The following is a 20542-nucleotide window of genomic DNA, read 5'->3' as shown; positions in this document are numbered from 1 at the left end:
AGCGAGCCCATGGCTTCGGACCGAACCATCGATATGCTCGCGCGGCTCGTCGGCTTCGATACGACGAGCCGTCATGCGAACCTTCCGCTGATCGAGCATGTCGAGGCCTATTTCGAGGACCTCGGCATCGCCTACGAGCGGATCGGCGAGCGGCACGCGGACAAGAAGAACCTGTTCGTGACGATCGGGCCGGCCGACAGGCCTGGAATCGTGCTCTCCGGCCATACCGACGTCGTTCCGGTTGATGGCCAGGACTGGTCGAGCGACCCGTTTACGCTCGTCAAACGAGGGGGCAGGCTCTACGGCCGCGGATCGACGGATATGAAGGGCTTCGTCGCGGTCTGCCTCGCGCTTGTCCCGGAGATGCAGGCGGCGGAGCTGAAGATCCCGATCCATCTCGCGCTTTCCTATGACGAGGAGGTGGGCTGCCTCGGCGTGCGCGAGCTTCTCGTCATGCTTACGGCGCGCCCGGTAAGGCCGCTCGGCTGCATCGTGGGGGAGCCCACCGACATGCAGGTCGTGATCGCCCACAAATCCAAGCGCGCCTTCACCGTGACCCTGCGAGGGCTTGGCGGTCATTCGGCGAGAAACATGTCAGCCGTCAACGCGGTCGAGCACGGCGCGCGGATTGTCGCCGGGGTCGCGGAGATCGGCCGCCGCTGGGAACGGGAGGGCGCCCGCGACGCGCTGTTCGACGTGCCGCATTCGACCGCTCACGTCGGGCTGTTTCATGGAGGGACGGCGCTCAACATCGTGCCCGACGAGGCGCATATGGAGCTCGAATTCCGCGTCCTCCCGGAAGACGATTCCGACGCGCCGGTGGCGGAGCTCAAGGCATTGGCAGCCGAGATCGAGCGCGAGATGCGGGAGCGCTTCGACGGCGCTTCGGTCGAGGTCGCGCTGAAATCGGAGATCCCCGGCCTCGCGACCGCCCCCGAGGATGAAATCGTGACGCTCGCCAAGCGGCTCGCCGGGCGCAACGACCACGCCAAGGTCGCCTACGGCACTGAGGCGGGGCTGTTCGTCGACATGGCGAACATCCCGACCATCGTCTGCGGCCCGGGTTCTATCGCACAGGCACACAAGCCGGATGAGTTCGTGAGCGAGGATCAACTCGCGGCGTGCGAGGCCTTCGTGCGGAGGCTCATCGCGCACTGCTCGGCCTGAGGCGCGCGCTCGGCTTGCACGAGCGGCTCGACGCGTTTGCGTGAACGGCGGGCCGAAGGGGGTGGCGATGTGGGCCGTCTCCTCCATTTCGAGAGAAAACGTTACGAGGATTCGTCCCATGAATCGTCTGCCAGTCAAAGTTCTCGCCGTCGCGGCGGTAGGCGTCGGCCTTGCCGCCTGCGGACAGGAGGCGACCAAGCCAGTCGCGGAAGGCTACGGGGAAAAACCGACCCTTCCCGACCCCGTCAAGAGCTGGATTCCGACCGTCGTGGTCTCCAAAGCGGTCGGCTGGCCGGAGGGCGGCAAGCCGAAGGCCGGGAACGGCATGGCGGTAATGGCCTTCGCCGAAGGGCTCGACCATCCCCGGCGGGTCTTCACCCTGCCGAACGGCGACGTCCTGGTGGCCGAGACGGCCGAGCCTCCGAAGCCCGACGATGGCAAGGGGATCAAGGCCTGGGTCCAGTCTTTCTTCATGGCTCGCGCCGGCGCCAAGGTGCAGAGCGCGAACCGCATCACGCTGTTGCGTGACGCCGACGGCGACGGCAAGGCGGAGTTGAAGACGGTTTTCGCGAAGGATCTCAACTCGCCCTTCGGCATGGCGCTCGCCGGCGGCCGGCTCTACGTCGCCGACACCGACGCCGTGGTCAGCCTGCCCTATAAGGACGGCGACACGACCGCTACCGGCCCGGCCGAGAAGCTGGTCGACCTCCCGGGCGGCACGCTCAACCACCACTGGACCAAGGACCTCGTCGCCTCGGCTGACGGGACCAAGCTCTACGCGACCGTCGGCTCGAATTCGAACGCCGCCGAAAACGGCATCGACGCCGAAAAGGACCGTGCGGCGGTCCAAGAGATCGACATCGCCGCGAAGACGATGCGGTTGTACGCGTCAGGCCTCCGCAATCCGAATGGCCCGTCTTTTCAGCCCGACAGCAAGCAGCTCTGGGTGACGGTCAACGAGCGCGACGAGATCGGCTCGGACCTCGTGCCGGACTACATGACCTCGGTGAAGGACGGCGGATTCTACGGCTGGCCCTACAGCTATTACGGCCGCCACGTCGACGACCGGGTGAAGCCGCAGCGCCCAGACCTCGTCGAGAAGGCGATCGTCCCGGATTACGCGCTCGGGCCGCACACCGCGTCGCTCGGCCTGACCTTCAACACCGGCGGCCTGTTCCAGGACAAGTACAAGAACGGCGCCTTCGTCGGCCAGCACGGCTCGTGGAACCGCAAGCCGCAGAGCGGCTACAAGGTGATCTTCGTGCCATTCAAGGACGGCAAGCCGGCCGGTCAGCCCGAGGACGTCCTTACCGGCTTCCTCAATGACAATGGCGAAGCGCAAGGGCGTCCCGTGGGCGTGGCGATCGACAAGGCGGGCGGCCTGCTGGTCGCCGATGACGTCGGCAACAAGGTGTGGCGGGTAACGCCGGCGCAGGCGCAGGCGTCGCGGTGATGATCGTGCGGCATGCGGAGGCTTACCGGCGCAGCATGCTGCCCACGACCTTGGCGGTGTAATCCACCATCGGCACGATGCGGGCGTAGTTCAGCCGCGTCGGGCCGATGACGCCGAGCACGCCGACGATCTTGCGCTCCTCGTCGCGGAACGGCGCCGCGACCATCGATGAACCCGAGAGCGAGAACAACTTGTTCTCCGAGCCGATGAAGATGCGCACCCCGTCGCCGATCTCGGCGCGGCCAAGCAGTTCGATGACCTCCTTCTTGCCTTCGAGGTCTTCGAGCAGCAGGCGAATGCGCTCGAGGTCGTCGAGCGCCTTCAGGTCGTCGAGCAGGTTCGCCTGACCGCGTACGATGAGCTGGCGCGGCTGGTCGGCGTTTGGGCCCGCCCAACTTGCAAGCCCCGCTTCGACGACCCGCGTTGAGAGCGCGTCCAGCTCGCTTTGCGCCCCGGTGAGCGCCTCCTCGATGGCGGAACGCGCTTCGCCGAGGGTCCGGCCGCGCATCCGGGCGTTCAGGAAGTTTGCGGCCTCGACAAGCGCCGAAGACGGCAGGCCCCGCGGCAGCGCCAGAATGCGGTTCTCGACCGAGCCGTCCTCACCGACCAGCACGACGAGCGCGCGGTCGGGATCGAGCGGGACGAATTCGATGTGCTTGATCGCGGGGTCATGCTTCGCGGTCACCACCACGCCGGCCCCGCGCGAAAGGCCCGACAGCATGGCCGAGGCGTCGGTCAGCACCTCCTCGAAGCTGCGGTCGCGGTTCGAGGCCGCGACTTGGCGCTGGATCGCGTCGCGGTCGGCGACGGAAAGGTCGCCGACCTCCATCATCGCGTCGACGAAAAAGCGCAGGCCGAGTTCGGTCGGCAGCCGGCCGGCACTGGCGTGCGGCGCGTAGATCAGGCCTAGCCCTTCGAGGTCCGCCATCACGTTGCGCACAGAAGCGGGAGACAGCGAGACCGACAGCAGGCGCGACAGGTTGCGCGAGCCGAGCGGCTCACCCGTCGTCAGATAGCTGTCGACGATGGAGCGGAAAATTTCGCGCGAGCGGCGGTCGAGCTGGGCGAGGCCCGGTTGCGGCTCTCGGATCGGACGTTCAAACGACATCTTGGGATCGTCGCGACTTTTTTCGGTCCGCGTCAATGGTCCGGGCCGTCTCGAATCACGTGAGGAAACGTCGGTCCTGCCGTCATCCCCTTGCCCGCAAGCCGCGGCGCAGGCAGAACGTGCGCCCATCCGCTCTGTCCCCAAGGTCCTTATGTCGATCCGTCCGTCGAAGCGCGCCCCCGAGGCCATGCGGCCCGTCTCGCTGGAGCGCGGAGTCGCGCGCTATGCGGAGGGCTCGTGCCTCGTGAAGTTTGGCGAGACGCATGTGCTGTGCGCGGCGAGCCTCGAGGAGAAGGCGCCGGGCTGGCTGCGCGGGCAGGGCAAGGGCTGGGTGACGGCGGAATATTCCATGCTGCCGCGCGCAACCCACGAGCGGACGCGCCGCGAGGTCAATTTCGGCAAGCCTTCCGGCCGGACGCAGGAAATCCAGCGCCTTGTCGGCCGATCTTTGCGCGCCGTCGTCGACCTCAAGATGATCGGCGAGCGGCAGATCACCGTGGATTGCGACGTCCTGCAGGCCGACGGCGGCACCCGCACCGCCTCAATCACAGGCGCGTGGGTCGCGCTGCACGACTGCCTCGTCTGGATGAAGGCGCGCGACATGCTGAAAGGCCCGGCGCTGAAGGACCACGTCGCCGCGCTCTCGTGCGGCATCTACAAGGGCGTGCCCGTACTGGACCTAGACTACGCCGAGGATTCCCACGCCGAGACCGACGCCAATTTCGTGATGACCGGCTCCGGCGGCATCGTCGAGGTTCAGGGCACGGCCGAAGGCGCGCCGTTCTCCGAAGCTGAGCTGATGACCCTGCTCGGCCTCGCCAAGACCGGCTGCGCCCAGCTCGTCGAGCTGCAGAAGCTGGCTGTGGCGTGATGAACGCCCCGTCGGAGCCGCGCATGAGCCTGCCCTCGCTCGGCTCCCGCCTCGTCATCGCGACGCATAATTCCGGCAAGCTTCGCGAATTCCGCGAACTGCTGGCCATGTTTCCGCTGGAGCTCGTCTCGGCGGCCGAGCTCGGCTTGCCCGAGCCCGACGAGACCGGCACGACCTACGCCGAGAACGCCGCGCTGAAGGCGACATCAGCCGCGACCGCCTCCGGCCTGCCGGCGCTCGCCGACGATTCCGGCCTGTTTGTCAGGGCGCTGTGGGGCGCGCCGGGCATCTTCTCCGCCCGCTGGGCCGGGCCGAACAAGGATTTTTCCGCCGCCATGGCGCGCGTCGAGGAGGATCTGCAGGATCGCGGAGCGAGCGCGCCCGAGGAGCGCGAGGCGGCCTTCGTGGCGGCGCTCTGCCTCGCGTGGCCGTCGGGCGAGATGCTGGCCGTCGAAGGGTCAGTGGAGGGCGTCGTCGTTTGGCCGCCGCGCGGCGAGCTCGGCTTCGGTTACGACCCGATCTTTCTGCCCGACGGCCACCACCGCACGTTCGGCGAGATGACCGCCGACGAGAAGCACGGCGTCGAATGGAGCGACGACGGCCACGCGACCGGCCTGTCGCATCGCGCGCGAGCATTCAGCGAACTGATGTCGGCGCTGTTCCCCGAAGGGCCGCCGCGGTGATACCGGACGAGCCGGGCTTCGCGGTCTACGTGCATTGGCCGTTCTGCGCGGCCAAGTGCCCGTATTGCGACTTCAACAGCCATGTCCGGCGGCATGAGATCGACCAATCCCGGTTCCTGGACGCTTACGTCCGGGAGATCGGCCACATGGCGGCGCTCGCGCCGGGGCGACGGGTGGAGAGCGTGTTCTTCGGCGGCGGCACGCCCTCGCTGATGAAGCCGGAGACCGTCGCCGGGATTCTCGACGCCATCGCAGATCGCTGGGAGGTCGCCGACAATGCCGAGATCACGCTGGAGGCGAACCCGACCAGCGTCGAAGCCGATCGTTTCCGCGGCTATCGCGCCGCCGGCGTCAACCGTGTCTCGCTCGGCGTGCAGGCGCTGAACGATTTCGATCTCAAGAGGCTCGGCCGTATGCACTCTGTGGACGAGGCGCTGACCGCCGTCGGCCTCGCGACCGAGATTTTTCCGCGGGTCTCGTTCGATTTGATCTACGCCCGTCCCGGCCAGTCGCCGGAGGATTGGCGCGCTGAGCTCGAGCGCGCGATCGGCTTCGGAACCGAGCATCTGTCGCTCTATCAGCTGACAATCGAGGAGGGCACGCCCTTCTTCGCGCTCCACAAGGCCGGCAAGCTACAAACGCCCGACGAGGCGACAGGCCGCGCGCTGTGGGATGTGACGCAGGACGTCTGCAACGCCGCCGGCATGCCGGCCTACGAGATCTCGAACCATGCGAGGCCCGGCTGCGAGAGCCGCCACAACCTCGTCTACTGGCGCTACGGCGAATATGCCGGGATCGGTCCCGGCGCGCATGGCCGACTGGTGGTGAACGACGTCCGACGCGAGCTTTCGACCGAGCGGAATCCTGAAGCCTGGGCGAGCGCAGTCGAGGCGGGTGGGCATGGCCTCGTCGTAGATGAAAGCCTTGGTCTCGAGGCGCAGGCCGACGAATTTCTGGTGATGGGCCTGCGGCTCAAGGAGGGCATCGATCTCGCTCGCTTCCACCGCATCTCCGGTCGCAGGCTCGACAACAGGCGGATCGACGACCTGATCATGGACGGCATGGTCGAGCGTGTTGGGACCGACCGGCTTCGCGTGACGCCGGAGGGATTCCCCGTGCTCGACGCCGTCGTGGCCGATCTAGCGAGCTAAGCTGCGCGGCCGAACGCGCTCAGCTCATCAGCCGCTCTCGCATCCGCGCCAGCATGCCGGTGAACGCTCGGGGGTCGTCGAGCGATCGCGCGAGCACGATCGCTCCCTGGATGCCGCCGACCACGTCCTCGGCCGCGGCGCGCGAAGCTTTCCGCTCCCAGCCGGCGCGCAGGAGAGCGGCCGAGAGCGCGTCGATCCAGCGCGCGAAATAGTCCTTCACCGCTGCCCCGAAACGGTCTCGCGCGTCGCTCAGCGCGAAGCCGCCCACGAGACAGACCCGTCGGCCGGAGCGGAAATACGTTTCTGTCGCCTCGAACATGTGAGTGATCCCCGGTCCTGGCGGATCGGCCTCGCGCAAAGGCGCAAAGATCTCCCGCTCGAACCAGCCGTCGATCTCGGCGAGGACGGCCGCCGCCATCTCCGCCTTACCGCCGGGGAAGAAGTGGTAGAGGCTGCCCTTGCCGAGGCCGGTCGCCTCGCCGATCAGCGCGAGGCTCGCGCCCTCGTAGCCGTGCTCACGGAAACATTCGCCAAGCGCCGGCAGGGCGTCGGAGCGTTCGGCGACAGTCCTCGCCACGATGCGCCTCAGAGTCCCAGGTCGCTCAGGCCCGGATGATCGTCCGGCCGGCGGCCCAGCGGCCAGTGGAACTTGCGGTCGCTCTCCGCGATCGGCAGGTCGTTGATGCTGGCGAGCCGCCGGCGCATCAGGCCGATCTCGTCGAACTCCCAGTTCTCGTTGCCGTAGGAGCGGAACCAGTGGCCGCTGTCGTCGCGCCATTCATAGGCGAAGCGCGCGGCGATGCGGTTCTCGTGGAAGGCCCAAACCTCCTTGATCAGCCGGTACTCCAATTCGCGCGCCCATTTGCGGGTGAGGAACGTCTCGATCTCGGCCCGGCCCTTGATGAACTCGGCGCGGTTCCGCCACACGCTGTCCTCGGTATAGGCGAGCGCGACCTTCGCGGGGTCACGGCCGTTCCACGCGTCTTCGGCGCCGCGCGCCTTCTGGGCCGCGGTCTCGGCAGTAAAAGGGGGATAAGGCGGACGACCTGACATAGCGAGCTCCTGTACTAGACGGGAAAGTCTTTACCGAACGGTACAAGAAACGAGCGAACCGTCAAGCAGCGCCGCGGAGCGTGGAGCCCGAGCCTTTGCACAGAAATGGACGCGGCGTGGTTTGCCCCCCTTCCGGAATCGCGATTTAAGAAGCCTCCGCATCATCCCGGCGCCCGACGATGAACGACGTCTCGGCCGCATCATCGGCGCGTCCCACGCCGATGATGGAGCAGTATCTCGAGATCAAGACCGCCAATCCGGACAGCCTGCTGTTCTACCGGATGGGGGATTTCTACGAGATGTTCTTCGCCGACGCGGAAGCCGCCAGCCGGGCGCTCGGCATCGCGCTGACCAAGCGCGGCAAGCATCTCGGCGAAGACATCCCGATGTGCGGCGTGCCGGTCGACCGCGCGAACGATTACCTCCAGCGCCTGATCGCCTTCGGCTTCCGCGTCGCGGTCTGCGAGCAGACCGAGGATCCGAAAGAGGCGAAGAAGCGCGGCGGAAAGTCGGTCGTCCGGCGCGACGTCGTGCGCCTCGTGACCCCCGGCACTCTCACCGAGGACGCGCTGCTGGAGCCGCGGCGCGCCAATCTGCTGGCGGCGCTTGTCCGCGGGCGCGGCGCGTCGGGCGGAGTCCGCTTCGGCCTGGCGCATGTCGACGTCTCGACCGGCGCCTTCGCCGTCACGGAGGTCGCGGCCGACGGCCTCGCGCCCGCGCTGGCGCGGCTTGAAGCGGCGGAGGTCCTTGTGCCCGACGCGCTAGTCGAGGAGCTTCGGGACCAGCTCGCCGAAACCCGCGCGGCGGTGACGCCCGCCCCCCGCGAACTCGTCGATCCCGCGCGGGCGGAGGCGCGGCTCTCCGCGCATTTCGGCGTCGCGACGACGGACGGGTTCGGCGCGCTGACCAAGCCGGAGCTTGCGGCGGCGGCCGCCATCGTCGGCTATCTCGAACGCACCCAACTCGCCAGCCGACCGCCTTTGTCGCGGCCGGTCCGCGAGGGGCGCGGCGAGATCATGGAGATCGACGCCGCCACCCGCGCCAATCTGGAGCTGACGCGTAGGCTCAGCGGAGAGCGCGAGGGCAGCCTGCTCGACGCCGTCGACCGCTGCGTCACCGCCGGCGGCTCGCGTCTGCTTGGCATGCGGATCGCGGGGCCGCTTCTGCGGCCCGAAGCGATCGCCCGGCGGCACGATGCGGTGGCCGCCTTCGTCGAGGCGCCGGACCTTCGCCGCGCCGTCCGCGCCGCGCTCGCCTCGGCGCCCGACCTCGCCCGCGCGGCGCAGCGCGTCGCCTTCGGGCGCGGCGGTCCGCGCGATCTCGCCGCGATCCGCGATGCGCTGGCGGCCGCCGAAGGGCTCGGCGCCCGGCTGGCGGCGCTCGCCGGCGCGCCGGAGGAAGTCACGGCAATCGCCGAGGCGCTGGCCTCGGCGGACCACGCGCTCGGGCGGGAGCTCGCCGCGACGCTTGGCCCCGATCTCCCTTTGCTCAAGCGCGACGGCGGCTTCGTGCGGGCGGGCAGCGACGCGGAGCTCGACGCCACCCGCGCGCTTCGGGACGAGAGCCGCAAGGTGATTGCGCAGCTCCAGGCGGCTTACGCCGACGCGACCGAAATCCGTACGCTGCGCATCAAGCACAACAACGTGCTGGGATATTTCATCGAGGCCCCGCAGGCGCATGGCGAGCGGCTGCTGAAGGCGCCGCACGGCGAGACCTTCGTGCACCGCCAGACCATGGCCGGCGCGATGCGCTTCACCACGACCGAACTCGGCGACCTTGAACGGCGGATCGGCGAGGCCGGCGACGCGGCGCTCAGGATCGAGCTCGACACCTTCGAGCAGCTCGCGGCGCATGTAACGGAAGGTTGGGCCGGTCTGCGGGCGACCGCCGATGCGCTCGACGCGCTCGACGTCGCCGCGGGCCTCGCTGAAGTCGCCATTGCCGAAAACCACGTCCGCCCTCATGTCGACGACAGCTTGGACTTCCGCCTCGAAGGCGCCCGCCATCCGGTCGTCGAGGTCGCGCTGCGAGCAGGCGGAAAGCCCTTCGTGCCGAACGACGTCGACCTCTCGGCGCCGGGCGCCGAAGGCGGGCTGATTCAGCTCGTGACCGGGCCCAACATGGGCGGCAAGTCGACCTACCTCAGGCAGGCCGCGCTCTGCGCCGTGCTCGCCCAGGCCGGCGCCTTCGTGCCGGCGGCCTCCGCCCATATTGGAGCGGTCGACCGCCTGTTCAGCCGCGTTGGCGCCGCGGACGACCTCGCGCGCGGGCGATCGACCTTCATGGTCGAGATGGTTGAGACCGCCGCGATCCTGAACTCCGCCGGGCCGCGCTCGCTGGTGATCCTCGATGAGATCGGCCGCGGAACAGCGACCTTCGACGGGCTGTCGATCGCCTGGGCGACAATCGAGCATCTGCACGAAACCAATCGCTGCCGCTCGCTGTTCGCGACCCACTTCCATGAGCTCACGGCGCTCGCGCGCCGGCTGGAGCGGTTGCGCAACGCGACCGTCCGTGTCGCCGAATGGAAGGGCGAGGTCGTGTTCCTCCATGAGGTCGCAGCGGGCGTCGCCGACAGGTCCTACGGCGTGCAGGTCGCGAAGCTCGCCGGGCTGCCCGCATCGGTAGTCCGGCGAGCGAAAGCCGTGCTGGACGAGCTCGAGGCCGCCGACCGCGCCTCGCCGGTCGAGCGCATAATCGACGAACTGCCGCTGTTCGCCGCCGCTCGCCGCGTGGCGGAAGAGGGCCCTGACCCGACGGTGGAAGCGCTCGACGCCATCGACCCCGACGCGCTCACCCCGCGCGAGGCGCTCGACGCGCTGTACCGCCTGAAAAATCTCCGCGGGCAAAGCTGATCAGGCGCTCAAAACGCCGGGACGGCGACGTCTTGTAAAGGTCGGAGCCGTAATCTCGGGCCGCCATGGCGCTTTCGCATGGCGCCGCCTATGGTCCGCCGCTTCGCTGAAGCCCTGATTTCTGAGTCTGCGCCTTGATGTCCACCGTCCGCCAACGCCTGCGCGCAGCGCGCTCGCTCAAGGAGATCGTGGACCGCGACGCGCTGAAGGCCGGGCTTTCGGCGCTCGCCAAGGAGCACAAGGGCGATTCGAACGCGCTCAGGCTGGCCGTCGTCGCCTTCCTTAAGCAGTCGCTCGCAGAAGGCCGCGAGACCGCTCGGCGCTGGCTGAACGAGGACGGCGCCGGCGGGGCCTGCGCCGAGTGGCTTTCGGCGCAGATGGATGGAGTCATTCAGGCGCTGTTCCACCACGCCACCGAGGATCTCTACCCCCGCACAAACCCGTCCTCCGGCGAACGGTTGGGAGTCGCCGCCGTCGGCGGCTACGGCCGCGGCTCTATGGCGCCGGGATCGGACGTCGACCTGCTGTTTCTGCTTCCGTACAAGAAGACCGCCTGGGGCGAGAGCGTGGTCGAGGCTATCCTCTACACGCTCTGGGACATGGGCCTGAAGGTCGGCCACGCGACCCGCTCGATCGACGAATGCGTGCGGCTCTCCCAGTCCGACATGACGATCCGCACCGCCGTGCTCGAGACGCGCTATCTCGCGGGCGACGAAGAAATCGTCGGCGACCTTATCCGGCGCTTCGACAAGGAGGTCGTTGAGGGCACGGCCGCCGAGTTCGCCGCAGCGAAGCTCGCCGAGCGTGACGAGAGGCTGAAACGCGTCGGCGCTTCACGCTACCTCGTCGAGCCCAACGTCAAGGAAGGCAAGGGCGGCCTCCGCGACCTCAACACGTTGTTCTGGATCGCGAAATATGTCTATCGCGTCCGCGACGTAAACGACCTCGTAGAGGTCGGATTGTTCTCCGCCGCCGAGCTTCGCATGTTCAAGAAGTGCGAGGATTTCCTCTGGGCGGTGCGCTGCCAGTTGCACTTCATCGCCGGCCGCGCGGAGGAGCGCGTGTCCTTCGACTTGCAGCGCGAGATCGCGGTGGCGCTCGGCTACACCGAGCATCCCGGCCTGCGCGACGTCGAGCGCTTCATGAAGCACTATTTTCTGGTCGCGAAAGACGTCGGCGATCTTACCGCCATCCTCTGCCACGCGCTGGAAGTCCGGCATGCCAAGCCCAAGCCTCGGCTCGACCGCTTCCTCACCGGCTTCCGCCGCTCCCGCAAGCGCCGCGCGCCAAGTGAAAGCGACGGCTTCGTCATCGACGACGAGCGGCTGAACGTCCGCGACGACCAGGTCTTCACTCGCGATCCCGTGGACATCATCCGCTTCTTCCACATTGCGGACTCCTATGGATTGGCGTTCCACCCGGACGCGATGCGGCTGATCACCAAGTCCCTGAAGCTGATCGACGGGGCTTTGCGCGACAGCCGCGAAGCGAATGCGCTGTTCCTCGAGATCCTGACGTCGCGGCGCGCGCCGGAGACGGTGCTGCGGCGCATGAACGAAACCGGCGTGCTGGGCCGCTTCATCCCCGATTTCGGCAAGATCGTCGCGATGATGCAGTTCAACATGTACCACCACTACACGGTGGACGAGCATCTGCTTCGCTCGATCGGCGTTCTGGCGGAGATCGACGAGGGCGGCGCGGCCGACAGCCATCCGCTCGCCAACGAACTGATGCCGTCGGTGCGCGACCGCGTCGCGCTCTATGTCGCGCTGTTCCTGCACGACATCGCCAAGGGGCGGCCCGAGGATCACTCGATCGCCGGCGCCCGGATCGCGCGACGGCTCTGCCCGCGCCTTGGGCTGACGCCGGCCCAGACCGACACGGTCGCCTGGCTGATCGAGCGTCATCTGACGATGTCGATCGTCGCGCAGTCGCGGGACCTTTCGGATCGCCGCACGATCGAGGACTTCGCCAAGATCGTGCAGTCTCCAGAGCGGCTGAAGATGCTGCTGATCCTGACGATCTGCGACATCAAGGCGGTCGGCCCTGGCGTCTGGAACGGCTGGAAGGGCCAGCTTCTCCGCACGCTCTATTGGGAGACGGAGCTGGTGCTGACCGGCGGCCACTCCACGGGCGACCGCCGCAGCCTCGTCGAGCAGGCGAAGGCGGAGCTACGAACGCGCCTTCCGGACTGGAGCGACGAGGCCTTCGAGGTCTACGCGCAGCGCCATTACGCGCCGTACTGGCTCAAGATCGAGGCCGACCGCGCCGCCTCCCACGCGCGTCTTCTGGCGGCGACTGACGAGGACGGCTCCAAGCTCGCGACGGACGTGACGACGGATGCCTTCCGCGGCGTGACGGAGCTGACGGTGATCGCGCCCGACCATCCGCGGCTACTGTCGGTCATCGCCGGCGCCTGCGCCGCAGCCGGCGCCAATATCCTGGACGCGCACATCAACACGACGACGGACGGCTTCGCGGTCGACGCCATCTTCATTGCGCGCGCCTTCCCCGACGACGAGGACGAACTTCGCCGCGCCCGTCGCATCGCGTCGAGCGTGGAGCAGGCGCTCCGCGGAGAGATCCGCCTCGGCGAGAGCATTGCGAACCGCGCCAAGGCCACCAATCGCGGCAAGACGCGTCCCTTCCACATTCCGCCGGAGGTCACCGTCACCAACGCCTGGTCGGACCGACACACCGTGGTCGAAGTCGTTGGGCTCGACCGACCGGGTCTGCTGTGGGACCTGACCAACGCGATCTCGCGGCTCAACCTCAACATCGCCTCCGCCCATGTCGCGACTTTCGGCGAGCGCGCGGTCGACGTGTTCTACGTGACCGATCTCACGGGCGCCAAGATCGCGTCCACCAGCCGTCAGTCGACGATCCGTACGAAGCTTACGGCGGCGCTGGAGCAGGGCGAGAAGGCGTAGAGCCTCACGTTGTCATCTTAGGATCCCCGCTCCAGCCTGATCGAAGCCGACGCGGTGGCTCCGGTGGCGTCCATTACAGTTACGCGTGAAAACCCCGCGCCTGCGACCGGCCAGAACGCCTCGCGCCGTCGATCCGGCGGAAGCGGACGTCCGTCGACCAGCCAGCGGAACGGCGACACGCCGCCGGCCGCCTTGAGCGCAAGCTCCGCGCCCTCCTCGATCTCGACCCGCGCGCCGTCCGGGGGATAGGCGACGGCCAGCGGCGCCGTCTCGCGCGCGCCCAAGACCGGCGGCGGAGCGCCGTTTGCGCGGAAGCGCTGGAGCGGTGCGGGAAGTTCGGCCAGCGTCAGCGGCGCGGCCTCGGGCATGGGAGGCAGGGCAAGAAGCGGCTCGCCCGTGCGGGCGAAAGCGTCGAACAGGATGGGGGCGGCGGCCTCGCGGCCGACGAGGCCGGCGCTCGACGCGCCGTCCGGCCGCCCGGCCCAGACCGCAATGACGCGGCGGCCGTCGAAGCCGACCGCCCAGGCGTCGCGATAGCCGTAGGAGGTGCCGGTCTTGAAGGCGAGCCGGCCGCCGAGCGCGGCCTCCGGCGGAGGGCTCTTGAGCAGCGCGTCGGCGACCTGCCGCGCCGCGATCGGGTCGGCGAGCCGCCGCCCAGGCGCGGAGGGTTCGGAGAGCGCCATTGGATCGTCGGTGAGCGGGACCGCGCCGCCGCCGCGCGCGAGTCCGGCGTAGAGCGTCGCGAGGTCGATCAGCCGGACGCCGACGCCGCCGAGCGCGACGGCGAGACCCGGCGCCTCGCCAGCCGGCAGGAACACGCCTGCGCCCGCCCCTTTGAGCCGCGCGACGAAACGCGCCGGGCCGACGGCGTCGAGGAGGGCGACGGCCGGGATGTTGAGCGACAGCGCGAGCGCTTGGCCAGCGCTCACCGTGCCGTGAAACGCTTGGTCGAAATTGCGCGGGGCGTAATCGCCGAAGCGGACGGGCCGGTCTTCGATCAAGGTTTCGGGCGCCGCGATCCCGTTTTCGAAGGCGAGCGCGTAGATGAACGGTTTCAGTGCGGAGCCCGGCGAGCGCACGGCGCGGGTCTGGTCGAGGCCGCCCGCCCGGCTCGCGTCGAAATAGTCCGCCGAACCGACCGAGGCCTCGATCGCTCCGGTCGCGTGCTCGACCGCGAGGATCGCGACCGAGAGGCCCGGCCCCAGCGCCCGCGCCCTGTCGCGCGCGAGCGCTTCGAGCTCGCGCTGAAGATCGCGGCGGATGGTGAGCCGCATGACGCCGCCGGCGCCGGCGCGCCGTGCGGCGTCCTCGGCCGCATGCGCGGCCAATGTTGGAAACGGGCGGCGGCCATCCGGCACCGGCTCTTCTCGCGCGTGATCGGCTTCGGCCGACGAAATCGCTCCGGCCTCCGCCAGGCGGGCGAGCACACGGTCGCGCGCCTTGCGCGAGGCAGCGCGGTCGCGATCCGGGCGGCGCGCCTCGGGCGATTGTGGGATCGCGACGAGCAGCGCCGCCTCCGCGGTCGAGAGCCGCGCGGGCTCCTTGCCGAAGAAGGCGAGGCTCGCCGCGCGCACCCCCTCGAGATTGCCGCCATAGGGCGCCAGCCTGAGATAGAGGTCGAGCACGCCTTCCTTGCCGAGCGCGCGTTCAAGCGCGAGCGCTGCGCCGGCTTCCCGCCACTTGCGGGCGAGGTTGCGCGAACGATCCGGCGTCAGCAGCCGCACCACCTGCATGGTGAGCGTGGATCCTCCCGAGACGCCGCCGCCCGCGCGAACCGCCTGTCCGGCGGCGCGCAGCACGGCTATGGGGTCGACCCCGCGGTGAGCGAAGAAGCGCTTGTCCTCATAGGCCAGTAGCAGCTTGAGGAAGCGAGGGTCGACGTCGCTCCGCGCGACAGGCAGCCGCCACGCGCCGTCAGCGGCGGCGAACGGGCGCAGCAGCCGGCCGTCCCGGTCGAGCACGAGGGTCGAGAGCGAATTTGCGCGGCCGGGGGAGGGCGCGGGAACGGAGGCGAGCGAGATCGCGGCGAAGGAGCCGCCGATGAGAGCGACCAGGAAGGCGGAGGCGAGCAGACGCCTCACTTCGCCGTCACCTCCACGACCCCCGCGCCTGTCCGCGCGAAGCGGTCTGCCCGGTACATGTCCTCCACCGAGGCGGCCGGCTGGGCGTAGCGGCCGGGCGCGATCGCGCGGACGACATAGGCTGCGAAATAGACCGCCGGCCCATCAGCGTCGCGATCGAAGGCCGCCACGAAGCGGTCGTCGCGGAATTCGGAATGCACGGGCTGCGGCGCGTCGGAATCGCCAAGGAAGGCGAAGGCCTCCGTCTTCGCGCTGGTGACGAGCTCCGGATTGTCGATCTCGAAGCCCGCCGGCAGGCGGTCGACCACCAGCACGCGCCCCGGCCGCGGCTCGGGCTCGGTGACGGTCAGCGCCACGACGAGCCGTGTGTTCTGGGCCACCTTGGACGGATCGACCTCGACGCCTGCGGTCGTGTAGTAGCGCCGCTCCAGTCGGAAGCCATTTTCCGCGGGACCTTCCGGCGCGATCGGCGATCCCCGGACCGTGACGACCGCCTCGAGCGGCGTCTGCCCGGCGTTCGCGACCGTCGCATTGCCAGTCGCCAGCCGTTCGGGCGAAAACGTTTCGTCGATCGCGCCTTGGCGCGGCCGGCCGTCAACGGTCAGCGTCAGGTCCGCAAACTGGCTCTTCAAGCCTCGCGCCGCGAGCAGCAGCCAGGCGTTCTCCTGCGTGGTGAGCGTCGCCCGGTCGCGGCGCGCGGCGCCGATCCGGCGGAGCAGGCCGGATGTGATCGCACCGCCGGCCTTCGTCTCGGACGCAAGCGCGACGATCGCGGCCTGATCACGCAACGGGGAGCCAAAATCGGCGCGGGCCGCATCGTCCGGCGGGGTAATCTCGGCCGCCGCGAAAGCTTTCTGGGCGCGCTGGAAATCGCCGGCCTGCGCCAATGCGGCCCCGATCTCGGCGCGGGCGAGCGGGCTCGCGAACTCCTCGATCTTGACGTCCGCGAGGTAGCGCAGATCGCCGATCAGCGGTCGGCCGGATTTCGCCAGCACGTAATGGGCGTAGGCGATGTCGCTTTCGGTCGAGTCGTTCCTGAGCCCGATCGTATTGCGGAGATTGTCGAGCCCCTGCGCGAAAGGCTGGTCGGCGACGGGGTAACCGGCCGCGCGGGCGCGGCTGAGCACGTCGACGACGTAAGAGTCGAGCCAGAGGTCGCCGCCCTCCGCGCTCCATAGGCCGAAGGAGCCGTTGGAGTCCTGCCGCGACAGGATGCGCGCGACGATGTCGTTCGCCTTGGCCCTGGCCTCTGCGGCGGGGACGCCCGCGGTCGCGGCGTCGCCGTAGATCACGGCGAGCAGGCGGCTCGAAAGCTGCTCCGAGCAGGCATAGGGATAGCCGTCGAGCGCGAGCTTGAAGGTCGCGGCGTCAAGCATGCCCGGCTTGTTGACGGTCAGCGCGATCGACCCCGTGCCGGGAACGATGTCGGCCAGCATGTCGCGCGAGACGGTGACGCCCGCGCCCTTGGCGAGCGCGATGACGTTGCGGCGGATGATCGGCGCGGTGGCGGGCTTCACGTCGAGCGCGAAGGCCTGGACGAAGGCGCGTCCGTCCGGCCCTTTCAGTGAGACCTCGAGCCGCGCCGCGCCGATCCCGCTGGCCGCGAGCGGAATGTCGAGCGCACCGCGCGCCTTGGCGGCGAGCTTCAGGGTCTTCGCGGCTCCGGTCGCTTGGACTGGGCCGGACGTCTTCACTTCGACGGCGTAATCGCCGGCCGGCCCCGAGACGTTGTCGACGTCGAGCCTCAAACGCGAGCGGTCGCCGTCCGCGAGGAAGCGGGGCAACGCCGCAGTCACGACCACGGGATCGGCGATCACCATGTCTTTTGAAGCGTGGCCGAGCTTGTCCTTCGACCACGCCACAGCCATCAGCTTCGCCGTGCCGTTGAAAGCCGGGAGTTCGAGCGGCACGACCACCTCGCCGGCAGGCCCGACCTCCAGCACGCCGGAAAACAGCGCGAGCGGCGCCTGGGTCGGCGTGTCCTGCAGACCGCCGGCGCCAGAATCGTCTCCGCCGGAGCGCAGCTTGCCGGCCTTTGCGCCCATGCCGTCGATCAACTGGCCGTAGAGATCGCGCAGCTCGGCGCTCAGTCGCCGCTGGCCGAACACCGCCGTATCGGGCGCGGGCGGCTTGTATTGCGTGAGATTGAGGATGCCGACGTCGATGGCGGCGAGCGTCACATAAGCTTTTTCGCCCGCCGCAAGGTTCGCAAGCTTCAGCGAAACGTCGACCGTGCGTCGCGGCTCAACTTGGCTAGGCGCGTCGATCGCAACGCCGATCGTGCGGTCCGCAGGGTCCATCGCGGCGTAAGCGACGCCGACCGCGCGGCCGGGCATGCGGCTCGCCCTGGCGTCGAGCGGGCGATGCAGGAAGGCGACGACATAGGCGCCCGGCCGCCACGCCTTCGTCACGGGAAAGCGCACGCTCGCGCCCTTGTCGGATACGTCCACCGTTTGCTGGTCGATCACTCCGGATCCAACGACCATCACGGTCGCCTTTCCGGCGAAGCGGGCACCGAGGGTCGCGGTCGCCTGATCGCCCGGCCGGTAGGCCGCCTTGTCGAGCGCGACGTCGAGCATGTCCGGCGTGTCGGCGGAAGCCGCGGCGAAATAGCCGGCGTCGAAGGCGACGCTCGTCGCGGGCCCTTGCGGATCCGCGCTCGAAACCTCCAGCCGATAACGGCCGTAATCCGCCTTCGCCTCGACGCGGGCGGGCGCGTCACTGGAGACGTCGACCGTCCCGTCGGCGACACGGCGGGTGCGGTTTACGGTCTCGAAGTTCCAGCGCCCGTTGGTCGCGTACCATTGGTAGCTGGTCTCGATCCGCACCAGCCGCCAATTCAGGTCCCGCGAAGCGACCGGTTTGCCGTCGACGCCGATCGCGCGGATCTCGAAGCGTGCGGTCTCGCCATCGCTGACGCGGTCTTGAAACAGCGGCTTCACGCCGATGCGCGTTCCACTTGCGGCGACGGGCAGCGTCAGCTTGCGCTCCAGCGTGCGCCCGGAAGGCTCGGCCAGGCGGATCGCGACTTCCGCTTCGAGCGGGCGCGTGGTCTCCGGGAGGGCGGGTTCGGCCACGCGGATCGTCGCGAGCCCCTTGGCGTCGGTGCGGCCGAGGCCGTCGAGCGGCGTGCGGGTCGGCGCGACCGTCTCGTCCGCAAGGCCGAAGCGGTAGCCCTCGAAGCCCGGCAAGGCGCTCTCACGGACGCGCAGGGTGACGTCGCCCTCGATCGCGAGGTCGGCGGCCGGCGCGCCGTAGAGCCAGCGCCCGTCGACGGAAACGCTCGCGCCGGCGCTGTCGAGCGTCTGTGCCTGGCTCGCGATCTTGAGGTCCAGCCGCTCCGGCACGTAATCCGCGACGAGGAAACTGGTCAACCCGATCGGCGCGCTTTTGGCGTCGGCCAGCGCCTCGACGCGCCACGTCCCTTCCTGCGCCTGATCGATCAGGGGAAGGTCGAGCGTTCGTCCGCCCGCCCCGCCATCCGGCGTCACGACGCGGCGGTCTTCGACGCCGTCGGGCCGCGTCACCACGAGCGTCAGCGGCATGCCCTCGACCGCCTTGCCGGAATCGTCGCGCAGCAAAGCGGTAAGGCGCACCGTCTCCCGGGAGCGATAGACGCCGCGCTCGGCGAACAGCTGCGCGTCGAGCGGCCCCGGCGCCGTGCGGCCGCCAACGCCGCGGTCGGAAAGGTCGAAGCCGGGCTTGGTCAGGTCGAGGAAGCCGTAATCTCCCTGAGCGGAGGCCACGAGAACGGCGGGCGCCTGGCCGCCTTGGCCTCGGGTCAAGCCTGCCTCGAAGCTGGCGAAGCCCTGCGCGTCCGTCTTCGCGGTCGCCAACACCTCGTTGTCGCGCGCGATCAGGCGAAGCTCGACGCCTTCAATCGGGCCGGCGCTTGCGAGCGATCGCGTAAAGGCGCGCACCCCTTCGGTTCCAGAGACCGCGGTGAGGCCGAGATCGGAGACCACGAACCATTGCGTCGCCCGCGCGTCCCAGGATTCAGGCTCGACGGCGTTCTTCGGGCGGGCGGCGAGCACATAGACGCCGGGCTTCAGCTGCGGCGCGGCCTCGGAGACCGGGAAGGCGGTGGTGACGTCGGCGTTCTGCTGGCGCTCGACCGCAAGCTCGCCGGAATAGACATGCGCCGCCTGGTCGCTCTTGAGCTTCTCGATCTCTTCGCCGTCGAGCTGCTTCTGGAAATCGCCCGAGACGACGGACTGCGCGAGGCTGCGGTCGCCGATGCGGAACAGATCGACGAGCACGGCGTCGACATTGACCGAGACGACGGGCACCCCCTGCTGGCCGGTCGATGGCAGCACGTAGTTCCGGCCGGTGAAGCGCACGGTCGGCGCCCGGTCGCGGACATAGATGTGGAAATCTTTCGAAGCGCCGAGCGGCTCGTCGACGTTGGACGGGAGACCCGACCGGATCGCCAGGTCGTAGGTCTCGCCGTGTTTCAGGCCGTCGACGCAAACCTGCTGGCCGTCCGCCGTCACCGCGGGAGAGTCGTTTCCGCGGAGCGCGACGTAAGGCGAGAAGTCGACGCGGCCTTTGGCGAGATCTTCGGAGAACTGAACGCAAGCGCGTGGCGAGGCGGCGTCGCTGTCGACGGAATAGTCGAGCGCGCGAAAGCCGTGCTCGGCGCGCATCGCTTCATAGGCTTGGCGGGCGTCAGGGCCCTCAACGAGCGCGAGACTCGCTTTGTAGGCGTCGAGCGCTGGGCGCCAGTCCTCCTTAGTGGCGAAAGCGTTGGCGAGCACGGCGAGCGCCCGGGCTCGGGTTTTGGAGTCGCCGCTCAGTTGATAGGCGCGCCATGCGGCGCCGACCGCCTGTTCGCGCAGGGATTCCTTCTCGGAATAATCATCGCTTTCGACGCGGGTGAGCGCGACCGAAAGGTTGCGCCAGGGCTGCTCGTCGTTCGGCGACTTGCCTGCCGCGATCGCCATGGTCACCGCGGCCTCGCGCCAGCTCTCGCTCCGGATCTGCGCGACGCCCTGTTTGACGAGGTCGGCCGCCGAACGCGCATCGGACTGAGCCTCGCGCTTCAGCCTCGCCTCGAGCTTCAGCGCGCTCTCAAGCGCAGCCCGGTTCTGGAAGCCCGGCGGGGTCTGGGCCGCTGCGGGCGCGAGGACAAGCCCGAGGGCGAAGAGTCCCGCAACGATTTTAAGACCTAAAGCCCTATGCATCGCTGTC

Annotated in this window: 12 protein-coding genes; 7 read left to right on the top strand and 5 right to left on the bottom strand. The window is 69.0% G+C overall.

The features are described 5' to 3' along the window. Positions 1–9: 9 nt before the first annotated feature. Positions 10–1167: an acetylornithine deacetylase gene (gene argE / locus EYR15_RS13110; RefSeq protein ID WP_131003999.1), complete on the top strand. Its 1158-nt coding sequence runs from the start codon at positions 10–12 to the stop codon at positions 1165–1167. A gap of 118 nt (positions 1168–1285) precedes the next feature. After that, positions 1286–2620 carry a PQQ-dependent sugar dehydrogenase gene (locus tag EYR15_RS13105; RefSeq protein ID WP_131003998.1) on the top strand — a complete coding sequence of 445 codons (1335 nt, stop codon included), beginning with the start codon at positions 1286–1288 and terminating at the stop codon, positions 2618–2620. A gap of 22 nt (positions 2621–2642) precedes the next feature. Here EYR15_RS13105 and hrcA read toward each other — a convergent pair whose 3' ends face one another. Next, the gene (hrcA, locus tag EYR15_RS13100) at positions 2643–3728 is read right to left on the bottom strand and encodes a heat-inducible transcriptional repressor HrcA (RefSeq protein WP_131003997.1); all 1086 of its coding nucleotides are present in this window, start codon (positions 3726–3728) and stop codon (positions 2643–2645) included. A gap of 157 nt (positions 3729–3885) precedes the next feature. Between hrcA and rph the strand changes: the two genes are divergently transcribed. From rph to hemW, 3 genes are read left to right on the top strand one after another with little or no spacing between them, the layout of a single operon-like run. Further along, on the top strand, positions 3886–4599 hold the full coding sequence (gene rph, locus EYR15_RS13095) for a ribonuclease PH (RefSeq protein ID WP_131004058.1): 714 nt from the start codon (positions 3886–3888) through the stop codon (positions 4597–4599). Between the two features lie 23 nt (positions 4600–4622). Beyond that, positions 4623–5282: an RdgB/HAM1 family non-canonical purine NTP pyrophosphatase gene (gene rdgB / locus EYR15_RS13090; RefSeq protein ID WP_131003996.1), complete on the top strand. Its 660-nt coding sequence runs from the start codon at positions 4623–4625 to the stop codon at positions 5280–5282. Then, on the top strand, positions 5282–6433 hold the full coding sequence (gene hemW, locus EYR15_RS13085) for a radical SAM family heme chaperone HemW (protein ID WP_382237819.1): 1152 nt from the start codon (positions 5282–5284) through the stop codon (positions 6431–6433). The genes rdgB and hemW overlap by 1 nt, the downstream gene beginning before the upstream one ends. A 19-nt stretch (positions 6434–6452) precedes the next feature. On the opposite strand, the gene EYR15_RS13080 is transcribed toward hemW, so the two are convergent. Together EYR15_RS13080 and EYR15_RS13075 are read right to left on the bottom strand one after the other, a co-directional pair. After that, positions 6453–7010, bottom strand: a complete 558-nt coding sequence (locus EYR15_RS13080; protein WP_131003994.1) for a TetR/AcrR family transcriptional regulator — start codon at positions 7008–7010, stop codon at positions 6453–6455. A gap of 8 nt (positions 7011–7018) precedes the next feature. Continuing rightward, positions 7019–7486: a nuclear transport factor 2 family protein gene (locus EYR15_RS13075; RefSeq protein ID WP_131003993.1), complete on the bottom strand. Its 468-nt coding sequence runs from the start codon at positions 7484–7486 to the stop codon at positions 7019–7021. Positions 7487–7665: 179 nt separating this feature from the next. Here EYR15_RS13075 and mutS point away from each other — a divergent pair, with 179 nt between their 5' ends. Next, positions 7666–10341, top strand: coding sequence for a DNA mismatch repair protein MutS (gene mutS, locus EYR15_RS13070; protein WP_131003992.1), 2676 nt, complete (start codon positions 7666–7668; stop codon positions 10339–10341). Between the two features lie 137 nt (positions 10342–10478). Continuing rightward, positions 10479–13271, top strand: a complete 2793-nt coding sequence (locus tag EYR15_RS13065) for a [protein-PII] uridylyltransferase (protein ID WP_131003991.1) — start codon at positions 10479–10481, stop codon at positions 13269–13271. A 17-nt stretch (positions 13272–13288) separates the two neighbouring features. Here the strand turns inward: EYR15_RS13065 and pbpC are convergent, their stop codons facing one another. Together pbpC and EYR15_RS13055 are read right to left on the bottom strand one after the other, a co-directional pair. Further along, the gene (gene pbpC / locus EYR15_RS13060) at positions 13289–15352 is read right to left on the bottom strand and encodes a penicillin-binding protein 1C (protein ID WP_131003990.1); all 2064 of its coding nucleotides are present in this window, start codon (positions 15350–15352) and stop codon (positions 13289–13291) included. Further along, positions 15349–20535 carry an alpha-2-macroglobulin family protein gene (locus EYR15_RS13055; RefSeq protein ID WP_131003989.1) on the bottom strand — a complete coding sequence of 1729 codons (5187 nt, stop codon included), beginning with the start codon at positions 20533–20535 and terminating at the stop codon, positions 15349–15351. The genes pbpC and EYR15_RS13055 overlap by 4 nt, the downstream gene beginning before the upstream one ends. Between the last annotated feature and the right edge of the window lie 7 nt (positions 20536–20542).

It is taken from the genome of Hansschlegelia quercus (genome assembly GCF_004310425.1).
Classification (GTDB): domain Bacteria; phylum Pseudomonadota; class Alphaproteobacteria; order Rhizobiales; family Methylopilaceae; genus Methylopila; species Methylopila quercus.
The sequence above is the reverse complement of the archived record's forward strand: the minus strand, read 5'-3'. Positions and strand labels throughout refer to the sequence as shown.